This is a genomic window from Streptomyces sp. NPDC037301, assembly GCF_055602785.1.
Window position 1 is genome coordinate 181,680 of the sequence record NZ_JBVJWD010000008.1, and the last position, 11,010, is coordinate 192,689.

General features: G+C 70.6%; 8 protein-coding genes and 1 pseudogene. 4 read left to right on the top strand and 5 right to left on the bottom strand.

Going from position 1 to position 11,010, the window contains the following annotated elements:
- Window positions 1-9 precede the first annotated feature (9 nt).
- The 3 genes from ACZ7IB_RS16130 to ACZ7IB_RS16140 all read left to right on the top strand — a co-directional run bounded on the left by ACZ7IB_RS16130 (window position 10) and on the right by ACZ7IB_RS16140 (window position 3,470).
- On the top strand, window positions 10-1,086 hold the full coding sequence (locus ACZ7IB_RS16130) for an NAD-dependent epimerase/dehydratase family protein (protein ID WP_470913092.1): 1,077 nt from the start codon (window positions 10-12) through the stop codon (window positions 1,084-1,086).
- 105 nt (window positions 1,087-1,191) lie between these two features.
- Window positions 1,192-2,154, top strand: a complete 963-nt coding sequence (locus ACZ7IB_RS16135) for a 5-dehydro-4-deoxyglucarate dehydratase (RefSeq protein ID WP_470913093.1) — start codon at window positions 1,192-1,194, stop codon at window positions 2,152-2,154.
- 35 nt (window positions 2,155-2,189) lie between these two features.
- A complete protein-coding gene (locus ACZ7IB_RS16140) occupies window positions 2,190-3,470 on the top strand; it encodes a glucarate dehydratase family protein (protein WP_470913179.1) in 1,281 nt (426 codons plus the stop codon).
- An 834-nt stretch (window positions 3,471-4,304) separates the two neighbouring features.
- Here the strand turns inward: ACZ7IB_RS16140 and ACZ7IB_RS16145 are convergent.
- The 5 genes and pseudogenes from ACZ7IB_RS16145 to ACZ7IB_RS16165 all read right to left on the bottom strand — a co-directional run bounded on the left by ACZ7IB_RS16145 (window position 4,305) and on the right by ACZ7IB_RS16165 (window position 7,307).
- Window positions 4,305-4,739, bottom strand: a complete 435-nt coding sequence (locus ACZ7IB_RS16145) for an ester cyclase (protein ID WP_470913094.1) — start codon at window positions 4,737-4,739, stop codon at window positions 4,305-4,307.
- A gap of 61 nt (window positions 4,740-4,800) precedes the next feature.
- Window positions 4,801-5,076, bottom strand: a pseudogene (locus tag ACZ7IB_RS16150) (SDR family oxidoreductase); the annotation flags it as partial.
- A gap of 300 nt (window positions 5,077-5,376) precedes the next feature.
- Window positions 5,377-5,925, bottom strand: coding sequence for an NAD(P)-binding domain-containing protein (locus tag ACZ7IB_RS16155; RefSeq protein WP_470913095.1), 549 nt, complete (start codon window positions 5,923-5,925; stop codon window positions 5,377-5,379).
- Between the two features lie 160 nt (window positions 5,926-6,085).
- On the bottom strand, window positions 6,086-6,550 hold the full coding sequence (locus ACZ7IB_RS16160; protein WP_470913096.1) for a MarR family winged helix-turn-helix transcriptional regulator: 465 nt from the start codon (window positions 6,548-6,550) through the stop codon (window positions 6,086-6,088).
- 55 nt (window positions 6,551-6,605) lie between these two features.
- Window positions 6,606-7,307 carry an alpha/beta hydrolase gene (locus ACZ7IB_RS16165; protein WP_470913097.1) on the bottom strand — a complete coding sequence of 234 codons (702 nt, stop codon included), beginning with the start codon at window positions 7,305-7,307 and terminating at the stop codon, window positions 6,606-6,608.
- 851 nt (window positions 7,308-8,158) lie between these two features.
- Between ACZ7IB_RS16165 and ACZ7IB_RS16170 the strand changes: the two genes are divergently transcribed.
- Window positions 8,159-10,903: a helix-turn-helix transcriptional regulator gene (locus ACZ7IB_RS16170; protein ID WP_470913098.1), complete on the top strand. Its 2,745-nt coding sequence runs from the start codon at window positions 8,159-8,161 to the stop codon at window positions 10,901-10,903.
- The last annotated feature ends 107 nt before the right edge of the window (window positions 10,904-11,010 follow it).

Here is an 11,010-nt window from a genome sequence, read left to right on the forward strand (position 1 = left end):
TTCACCAATGTGCGCGGTGGACGGTACGGGTCGCTACCGGCGTACGTCGAACCGGAGGGCGCGGGCGACGCGTTCGCCGGTGGCTACCTGTACGGCCCCCTCCCAGAGCCGACTGGGGTGGCCCGGCTTCGGCTCGGTCACCTGGTCGCCGCCGCGGCGCTGGGGCGTGACCGGGAAGTGGGGCCACTGCCGGCCATGGACGCCGCTCAGTTACGCATCGAACGACATCGGAGGTTCCGCATGACCCGGCAAGGCGCGCGCGCCACCGGCTCCGTCGACACCACCCGGATCCTGCTCACGGGCGCCGCTGGCAGGGTCGGCACGCAACTGCGGCCGCTGGCGGCACGGGAGGGCCGCACGCTGCGGCTTCTCGACATCACCACGCCGCCCGCCATCGAAGGGAGCGGAGCGGAGGAGACCGTGATCGCCTCCCTCACCGACGCCGAGGCGCTGCTGGAGGCATGCCGGGGCGTCAGCGCGATTGTCCATCTCGGCGGCCAGAGCGTCGAGTCCACCCTGGACGACGTACTGGACCGCAACGTGCGCGGCACACTGAACCTCCTGGAGGCGGCCCGGCTGGCCGGTGTGCCCCGGGTCGTCCTCGCCTCCTCGACACATACCGTCGGCTTCCACCAGTACGACGGCACTCCGGTCGCCGCGGACGCACCGGCCCGCCCGGACACGCTCTACGGCTGGAGCAAGGCCGCGATCGAGTCCGCCGGGCGCCTGTACCACGACCGCTTCGGCATGGACATCATCTGTCTGCGCATCGGAAGCTGGTTCCCGATGCCGAACGGGATGCGCGGGCTGTCCACCTGGCTGTCACCGGCCGACGGGCACCGCCTCGTCGAAGCCTGCCTGAGCTGCCGCGAACCCGGCTACCGGATCGTGTGGGGAGTCAGCCGCAACACCCGGGGCCGGCTGAGCCTGGCCGAAGGTGAGGCGATCGGCTACCACCCGCTCGACGACGCCGAGCAGTTCGCGCCCGAGGTGATCGACGACTGCGGCGTACCGGACCCCGCCGACCCGACCGCAGCCCGGCTCGGGGGCGCCTGGTGCGCCCTCCCCCTGGGGCGGACCTGGTGACAGCCGTCCGTTCGTGACAGCCATCCGTTCATAACAGCTATCCGTTCGTAACGGTCGGCCGAGCACCGGCTCGGCCGAGGCAACCCTTGAAGTGGAGATTCATCCATGAATACCGTGAAATGCGATGAACGAACAACGCGGCTCTCGGGACTGCTCTCCTTCCCCCTGACTCCCTTCGACGACGCCGACGAGGTCGACCTGGAGGTCTTCGCCACCCACGTCGAGGCACAGATCGCCGCCGGACCCAGCGGTCTGTTCGTGGCGTGCGGCACCGGCGAGTTCCCCGCGCTCTGGCTCGACGAGTACCGGCAGGTCGTGTCCACCGCGGTGAAGCAGGCCGCCGGACGCATACCGGTGTTCGCCGGGGCGGGCGGAGGCCCGCGGGCCGCGCGGGAGTTCGCGCTGGCCGCGCAGGAATGCGGCGCCGACGGACTGCTGTTGCTGCCCCCCTATCTGCTGACGTCCACCCCGCAGGGGCTGGTGCGCCATATTCGCTACGTCGCCGAGGCCACACCGCTGCCGATCACCGTCTACCAGCGGGCCAACGCGGTCCTCGATCCGGCAGCCGCGGTGGAACTGCTCGACATCCCGACCGTCGCGGGCATCAAGGACGGCTGCGGCGACGTCGACGCGATGCTCCGCCTGGTCACCGCCGTACGTACCAGCGGACACCCCCGCGCCGCCGAGTTCGGATTCCTCAACGGCCTGCCGACCGCAGAGCTCAGCGCACGAGCCTACGCAGCGATCGGCGTGGAGAGCTACTCCTCGGCGGTGCACTGCTTTGCCCCCGACATCGCCACCGCATTCCACCGGGCTGTGCGCGACGACGACGAGGAGGCACAGCGAACGCTGCTGACCGAGTTCTACCTGCCGTTCGCCGCGCTGCGCGACCGCGTGCCCGGCTACGCCGTTTCGCTGGTCAAGGCCGGTGCGCAGCTGGCTGGACTGGCCGTCGGCCCCGTCCGGCCGCCGCTGGTGGAGGCCACACCGGAACACGTCGCGCAACTCGCGGCCATCGTGGACCGCGGACGCACGGCACTCCATGGACTGGAGGAGTCCCGGGCATGACGACTGGTTCCGATACGAGGAAGGACGACGTGGAGCTGCAGAGCCCGTCAGGGCACGCCACGATCATCGACATCCGCATCACGCCCATCGCATTCCCTGATCCGCCGTTGCTCAACGCCGTGGGCTGCCACGAGCCGTGGGCATTGCGCGCGATCATCGAGGTCGACTGCGGGGACGGGCTCATCGGGCTCGGCGAGACCTACGGCGACGCCACGCACCTGGCGGTGCTGCGTACGGTGGCACCGCTGCTGATCGGGCTGGACCCGTTCCGGACCGAATACATCAAGTCCGTGGTGGATGCACTGCTCGGCACCGCTGACGCGCCCGCGGAGAAACTCGGTCCGGCCGGCGGCATGGGCCCGGAGAAGGCGGCGCTGCGGGTCTTCTCCGCATTCGAAGTCGCCTGCCTCGACGTGCAGGGCCAGGCGATCGGCCGGCCGGTCCACGATCTCCTCGGCGGCCGGGTACGCGACGCCGTGCCCTTCTCGGCGTACCTGTTCTACAAGTGGGCGCAGCATCCCGGCGATGCCCCGGACCCCTACGCCGCTGCGCTCGACCCTGACGGGATCGTGGCGCAGGCCCGGACGATGGTGCAGATGTACGGCTTCCAGTCGATCAAGCTGAAGGGCGGTGTCTTCGCTCCCGACGAGGAACTCGACGCCATTCGCGCGCTGCGCGAGGAGTTCCCCACGCTGCCGCTGCGCATCGATCCCAACGCCGCGTGGAGCGTCGAGACCTCCCGCCGGGTCGCCGCAGAGACTCAGGGCCTGCTGGAATATCTCGAAGATCCCACCGAGGGCCTGGCCGGCATGGCCGCCATCGCCGAGACCGCCGGGATGCCGCTGGCCACCAACATGTGCGTGGTCTCCTTCGACCACATTCCCGAGGCCGTCGATCGCGGCTCCGTTCAGGTCATCCTGTCCGATCACCACTACTGGGGCGGACTGCGGCAGTCCGTGCGCCTGGCGGGCATCTGCGAGACCTGGGGCCTTGGCCTGTCGATGCACTCCAACAGTCATCTCGGCATCAGCCTTGCCGCGATGACCCACCTCGGTGCGGCGCTGCCGCAGCTGTCCTACGCCGCCGACACCCACACGCCGTGGCAGCTGGGTGTCGACGTGGTGGAGCACCCGCTGACCTTCGTCGACGGTGCCGTACCCGTGCCGATGTCGCCGGGGCTCGGCGTGCGGCTGGACCGGGACGCGCTTGCCCGGCTGCATGAGAACTACCTTCGGCAGGGCATCACCGGACGCGACGACACGGGTTACATGCGCCGGTTCCACCCGGACTTCAACCCGACGAAGCCGCGGTGGTGACCGGGGATCCGGTCAGCCTCTCGGGGCACGCCTACTCTCCACGACTCGCTCGGAGCCGGTGACCACGCATGGGCCGTGACAGCTCGTGTCGACACACGGAGGCTCGGGGACGCGAGTGGCCGCGTCTGGCCCTCACGTCCCCGATGCGGACACAGCGAGGCGGCATCCGAACCCGCGCATCCTCCCAAGCGCGGCTGCCCGACAGCCGTGCACCGATGAAACACCTGGGCCGATGCCGTTGACGGCTCCCGAGTCTTCGACGGAGAACTCACGGCCCCCGCACTCGCGCTGTTCGCAGCCACTGCCCCATGGGTGAGCGACGCGGCAAAGGACGAGACTCTGGGGTACCAGTGATCAGCTCCCGCCGTGCTCGCTTCCCTCGCTGTCGAGGACCAGCCTTTCTGTGGGGCGGGCAGGGTTGTGAGCTGGGACTGTGCAGATGGAGTGGGTGGTGTCGCATCTTGACCGCTCAGTGAAAGCGAGTGGTGGACGTGGTGGCGATGCATCTGACCTGGGGTGACACGGCACTGGGCGGTGGTTGTGCAGGTTGAGTGGGCTGGTACGCAGGCTCACTGGGCGGCGGACGGTGGGCTCCGCAGCGCGTCGGCGGGATGGAACACTGCGCCGGTGACCACTCCTTCCGATTTCCACGAACCCAGCCCCAGCCCCTTCGTGCAACGGCTTCCGGCCGGCGAACGGCGCCGCTGCAGGTCGGGGACGTTGGTGAGTGTCAACTGTGAGTCTTCGTCGCACGGTCTGTGACGAGGTTTTTTAGTTGGCACAGAAGACGGATAGTTGGCACCAAGAACGCTGGCGCGGTCTCTACCGGCTGAGCTATACGGCACCCGGCAGGGCGCCGAGCTGCTGCATCAGCGAGAACAGGTTTGCGACGCCCCAGTGCTCAGTGATCTTCCCGTCGCGCACCCTCATGGCGTCCACGGTTTCGAAGCTGATCTGCTTGCCGGTGGGCGCGATGCCGAAGAACTCGCCTTTGTGGGTGCCGTGATAGGTCTTGTACGTGGTCACCAGGTCGCCGGCGGCGGCCTGCCAGTGGATGACGGCGTGGAAGTCGGGGAAGGCATCCCGGAGCACCTGGTAGAGCTCGCGTGCGCCCGCCTTGTCGGGAGTACGTCCCGGCTGCGGCGTGTGGTCCAGGAAGTCGTCGGCGAACAGCTCGTCGAAGAGGGCGAAGTCGCCGCCGCCCTGTACCTCCTCCGTGTTGCGACGGACGACCGCCTTGGCGGCCTCGCTCGGAGTGTTCTCGCTCATGGGATTCCTTTGTGCAGAGGTGCGGTCAGTCGGGTGGCACGGCTCGGGCGCAGGTGCCAGATCACCGACGTTGGGCCGCTGTCGACGACGAGGGCGGTTCCGGTTGCATAACTCGACAGATCCGATCCGGGGTACGCCCTGGCGTCACCGATCTCGGACGGCTACACGGGCGCCGCAGCGGAGTCCGCTGCCGGAATCCGTCCGCGGCCTGGGCGATATCGGGTGTGGACCGCAGCGGATGAGTGTCGATGGTGCCGGGGCACACGGCGTTGACCCGGATACCATCGGGTCCCATGGCGGCGAGGGACTGGGCCATCAGAATGATCCCGCCCTTGCTGGTCGAACAGGCGACGGTGAATCCGTGCCGGGACGCCCAATGTTTCGATCTCGCCGACGGTGGGCCCGGCGCCCTCGCGCGGGGTCTCGGTGAGGGCGGCGACGATCACGCCCTTCGCACCATGCCGCGCAGCCGCGACCGCGATGGCCCGGCCGACCCCGCTCGCCGCGCCGGTGACCACGACGACCTGGCCTGCCAGGATGCACTCATCACGTCTCCGGGGCGGTGCTGCCGATGGCGGCGGGGATTTCGGCCATGGAAAGGTGTGCTTCTTGGACATGCGTGGCGGACAGCGGCGGTTCACAGCTCGCCGGGACGCCCGTAGCGGTAGAAGAAGGGGCCGAGCTGGCCGGCCAGCGCACGGGTGAGTGCTGAGCTGTCTTCGAGCAGGCGGGCGCCGGTATCGAGGTCCCCGACGAAGACGGGGTCGTAGCCGGCTTCCCGGATCAGTTGCTCGGCCGTCTCCCGCGCGGCCGCGTCGGCGGCGAAGAGGTTGCTGGGGCGAACGCTCTGCGCCTCGATCTGGTCGTACATCGCGGCGAAGTTCGTCGAGAACGACTTCGCGGTCGGTCCGCCGACGATCGACTTCACCTGGTGGGACAGCGAGGGGAAGGAGGCGTCCCTCGGCCCGTAGAGGTTGCAGGCGTCGACGGTCACCTGTCCGGCCAGCCCCGACACCTGCGCAAGCGCATCGGCGATCGCCGGGCCCGGCACCGCGATCACCAGGACGTCGGCACCGGTCGCGTCGCCTCCGTCGCGGCCGAGACCGGTCACCTCGTGGCCGGCTTTCGCCCACAGCCGGGCCAAGCCGCCCCCGACGCTTCCTCGCCCCACAACGGTGATCTTCATCCCGACTCCTCACGTAGGTCTGCCACGCCCGACACTCGCAGCGCGGCGGCCGTCTCGCGTCGGTGATGGTCGCCTAGCGACGGAGTTACGTAGGGCCTGTCGAGGGCGCGGTGCGGGTGCGGGCCCATGAGCCATGTGATGGGCCGGACGGAAGGATCGTTCAGTCCGTGTCGCGCGCGAGTGCGGCGAGGAGCCGGTCCAGGAGCACGCCCAGCGTTTCGACTTCGTCGTGCGAGAGCGGGTCGAAGAAGTAGCGACGGACCGTCTCGACATGCTGCGGCGCGGCGGCCTCGATCGCGGCCCGGCCCTTGGGGGTCATGCACACCATCGAGCCGCGCGCGTCGTCCTCGCACGGCTCGCGGGCGACCATGCCGCGCTTCTCCATCCGGCTGATCTGATGCGACAGCCGACTGCGGTCCCAGCCCAGCTCCGCCTGGAGCTCCCGGGCCCGCAGGATGTCGCCCGGCGACTCGGACAGGGGAACGAGCACCGCGTAGTCGGCCCCGGACAGCACGGAGTCGCGGGCCAGCTGCCGGTCCAGGGCGCTTTGCAGCTGTCGCTGCAGGTCCCGGTGCTTCTTCCAGACAGCTGCCTCCTGCACGTCGAGCCAGCGTGGTTCGTTCATGAGGCCCATTCTCTGGTAAGTGGTCCACCGGTTCCGGGCCGGGGCCTGCGCACGGCTACAGCACCCGGCGCAGCCAGCGCAGCCGGGCCGCGCGGGCGGCTTGAGACAGTGCGGCGCCCGGCACCATGGCGTCGAAACCATGGAATCCGCCTGGCCACACGTGCAGTTCCGCGTCGCCGCCGGCCAGCCAGAAGCGGGACGCGTACGCGACGACCTCGTCCCGGAACGTCTCGGCGGAACCGACGTCGATGAACAGCGGCGGCAGACCCGACAGGCTCGACGCACGTGCCGGCGCCGCGTACGGGGAGACGTCGGGGCCGCCGCGTGCCTCCCCGAGCAGCGCGGTCCAGGCGGTGTCGTTCGACGTGCGGTCCCAGACGCCGCGTCCGGCCATCTGGATGCCGGACAGTGTGTCGTTGCGGTCGTCGAGCATCGGGCAGGCGAGGAGTTGTCCGGCGAGGCGCGGGCCGTCGAGGTCCCGGGCCAGGAGCGTGGCGGCCGCGGTCAACCCACCGCCCGCGCTGGCCCCGGAGACCACGAGGCGGTCGGGGTCGACGCCGATGTCGGCCGCGTGGTCCGCGACCCAGACGAGTCCCGCGTACACGTCCTCGATCGCGGCCGGGTAGTGGTGTTCCGGGGCGAGGCGGTAGTCGACCGACACGAGGACGACTTCGAGCTCCTGCACCCAGTCGAGCATCTCCCCGATGAGGTTGCGGTTGTCGCCGAGGACCATTCCGCCGCCGTGGGTGAAGTACACGGCCGGCCTGGGGATGGCGACAGCGCGCGGGCGGCAGATCAGCAGCGAGACGTCGGGCGCGCCGGACGGCCCCGGAATCCGGCGCTCTTCGACCTCGATCGTCCCGCCGCGCGCCAGGTCCTCGTCCCGAGGGCCGCTGGCCGGCGATGGACTCGCGTACGGAGGAGATCATGGACGGCAGGATCGTGGGCGGCAGGACTTCGGCCAAAGGTGCGAGCGCCGGGGCGAGCTCCGGGTCGAAGGGCGGTGGGGGGCCCGGGTCCGCATTCCGGGGTTCGCGGGGTACGACGGTCGTCATCGGTACTCCTGAGCAAGTGAGCAGGGGCGCCCCTGGCCGAGCGGCCGGGGCGTCGGTGCGTCGCGGCAGATTCGGCGGCCCGTCCGGCCGCCGTCGACCCCGTACACGCCGCCGGTGAGCAGCACGGTGTCCGCGGGAGTGAGGGCGGCCCCCGGTACGCACCAGCGTCGTGCCGGCGCCGGTGCCGGGGATGTCTTCGGCGGCGACACCCTCCAACGACCGTACGGCTGAGCGACAAGGGCTGTCACGGATGCCTCCGAAGGTTTTCGGTGTCCGAGCGACAACACCCGGACAAGTCCACCTGTGTTTGTTGCCATGTCAACAAATTAAATGGGACTCTGAACACGCACCAGCTCGCGTCGCACCGGGGAAACGGCAGAAGGAGTCCCATGGCCAAACTCGCAGGCGGAGCCCGCGTTCGCGTCGGCAGAACTCGCCTACACAGCCGACACCGCGGCGCACCGGTGAGTGCCCGCATCTGGGCCGAATGGCAGTGTGTACGGTCAGACGCGCAACCGGTCGACATCGACGTGTGCACCGAGCGGGCCCTCTGATGCGGGGATCCCGCCCGCGAACCGAGCATCCGGGGTTACTCGGCCGACGGCGCGAGTCGGACGTGTTGGACCGGCTGCTCGACGGCATTTGGTCCCGGCACGGCGGCGCGCTGGTGGTGCGGGGAGAACCGGGCATCGGAAAGACCGCGCTCATCGAGCATGCTCTGGCGGCACCGGGCCTTGAGGTACTGCGCGCCGTCGGCGCCGAATTCGAGTCGGAACTCGCGTTCGCCGCACTCCACCAGCTCTGCAAGCCGACCCTGCGCCGGCAGGAACGGCTGCCCGCACCGCAACGCGAGGCACTTGACACGGCGTTCGGGCAGACCGGGAAGGGCGTCCCCAACCGTTTCCACGTGGGCTTGGCGGTGCTCAACCTCCTCTCCGAGGCCGCGGCCGAGCAGCCCGTACTGTGCGTCATCGACGACGCGCACTGGCTCGACCAGGCGTCGACGCAGGCCTTGGCCTTCGTCGCCCGCCGAGTCCAGGACGAACCCGTCGCGCTGCTGTTCGCCGAGCGCGATGCGAGTGAACGCCACGAACTGGCGGGCCTCCCTGAACTGACACTTCGCGGCCTGGCCGACGACGACGCCCGTCGGCTCCTCGCGTCACAGATCCACGCGCCTCTCGACCGGGCCGTACGCGACCGCATCATCGCCGAGGCGCGCGGCAATCCGCTCGCCCTCCTCGAACTGCCCCACACCGCCGACCTCGCGGGCGGGTTCGCGCTGCCCACGGCGTCGCCCACCTCGGGGAAGGTCGAGGCGAGCTACCGGGCGAGACTGGCCGAACTCCCCGTCGAGACACGGACCCTGCTGTTGATCGCGGCAGCCGAGCCGACCGGCAGCCCGATCCTCCTGGGCGCGGCGGCGGAGCAACTCGGCGTCCCCGACGACGCGGTGACGCACGCCGAGGAGTCCGGCCTGGTGGCCATCGGCGGCCGGGTGCGATTCCACCACCCGCTGGTGCGTTCGACCGTCTACCGGTCTGCTGCCCTCGACGAGCGCCGCACGGTCCATCGCGCATTGGCCGAGGTCATTGCGGACACCGAGCCCGACCGCAAGGCGTGGCACTGCGCACAGGCTGCATGCAAGCCGGACGAGGACGTCGCCGCGGCGCTGGAACGATCGGCCGACCGGGCCCGGGCCCGCGGCGGCATCGCCGCCGCAGCGGCCTTCCTGGAGAAGGCCGCGAACCTGACGCCGGATCCCGCCCGCCGCGCCGTGCGAGCCGTCGTCGCTGCCTGCGCCAAGCGCGACAGCGGCGCCACGGACTCCGCGTTGTCCCTGTTGTCCATGGCGGAAGCCGGACCGCTCGACGACCTCCAGCGTGCCACGGTGGCCACGCTGCGCGCGCGGATGGCGTTCGACAGGAACCGGGACGACGCCGCGGTCGAGAAGCTGCTTCGGGCGGCCCGGCTCATGGCACCGCTCGACACCTTCTCGGCCCGCGAGGCATTCCTCGAGTCCCTCGCCGCAGCGGTGTTCGTCGGCCGGTTCACCACCGCCGACCGTATGCTCGACGTTGCCGAGACCGCCCGTGCCATGAGCCCAACCCCACCGGAGCCGCGCCCGCTCGACCGGCTGCTCGACGGATTGACCACCCAGGTCAGGAACGGGTACACGGAGGCGGTGCCGGAATTGCGCCAGGCCGTGGACGTCTACCGGCGCGGTGCGGGACGCGACGCGTACGACGTGGGCCAGTTATGGGTGGCCTGCGGTCCCGCGATGGACTTGTGGGACGACGCGGCATGGCGGGAGCTGGCCGCCCGTCAGCTCGAGCTGGTGCGTGGCGCGGGCATGCTCGCCGAACTGCCCGTGGCCTTGAGCTACCGGGCCCTCGCACATGTCCACGCGGGCGAGTTCGCCGACGCCGCCGCGCTGGTCGACGAGGCGCACGCGATCGCGGCGGAACTCGGGACCCCGGCCATGCTCCACGTCGACGTCACCGTGGCCGCGTGGCGCGGCGACGAGGAACGCACCACCCGGCTCGCCGACATCGCCACCCGCGACGCCGACGCGCGCGGCGAGGGACGGCTCCTCAGCGCCACCGAGTACGCCCGGACCGTACTGCTCAACGGCCTGGGCCGCTACGACGCCGCCCTCGAGGCGTGCCGAGCGGCAGGCGATCTCGACGAGATCAGCTTCCACTCCTGGATACCCGTGGAGTTCATCGAGGCCGCGACGCACGCCGGGCGCCCCGATCTCGCGGAGCCCGTCATGAAGCTCCTGTACGAGCGCACTGCCGCGAGCGGCTCCGAGTGGGCGCTCGGGACCGAGCTGCGCTCACGGGCTTTGCTCACGAAGGGGCCGGCCGCCGAGAAGCTGTACCAAGAGGCGATCGAGCGTCTCGCCCGCAGCGACGGCGCCCCGCACGTCGCGCGCGCCCGGCTGGTGTACGGCGAATGGCTGCGCCGCGAGGGCCGGCGGTCCGATGCGCGGGTGGAGCTGCAGGCGGCGTACGAGCAGTTGTCCGTGCTCGGGGCAGCGGCGTTCGCGGGACGGGCCGCCCGAGAGCTCGCCGCGACCGGCGCCCGCGCGCGGAAACGGGTCGGCGACGCGCCGACCCGCCTCACCGCTCAGGAGTTCCAGATCGCCCGGCTGGTCGGCACGGGCGCGACGTCGAAGGAGGTGGGCACGCAGCTGTTCCTGAGCCCGCGCACCATCGACGCCCATCTGCGGAACATCTTCCGCAAGCTCGGCATCACCTCGCGCCGCCAACTGCGCGATCTGCCGCTGACCACATGACCACGTGACCACGTGACCGCGGTGGGGGGGGGGGGGGGGGGAGCCCCCCCCCCCCCCCCCCCCGCGTTGCTTCCTTTCCTCCCACGCGAGACCCCCCCCCACACCCG

Excerpts from the sequence above, each read along its gene's own strand:
- ACZ7IB_RS16135 (WP_470913093.1), top strand. The coding sequence starts at position 1,192 with ATGAATACCGTGAAATGCGATGAACGAACAACGCGGCTCTCGGGACTG.
- ACZ7IB_RS16145 (WP_470913094.1), bottom strand. The coding sequence starts at position 4,739 with ATGAGCGAGAACACTCCGAGCGAGGCCGCCAAGGCGGTCGTCCGTCGC.
- ACZ7IB_RS16155 (WP_470913095.1), bottom strand. The coding sequence starts at position 5,925 with ATGAAGATCACCGTTGTGGGGCGAGGAAGCGTCGGGGGCGGCTTGGCC.
- ACZ7IB_RS16160 (WP_470913096.1), bottom strand. The coding sequence starts at position 6,550 with ATGAACGAACCACGCTGGCTCGACGTGCAGGAGGCAGCTGTCTGGAAG.
- ACZ7IB_RS16170 (WP_470913098.1), top strand. The coding sequence starts at position 8,159 with ATGCGGGGATCCCGCCCGCGAACCGAGCATCCGGGGTTACTCGGCCGA.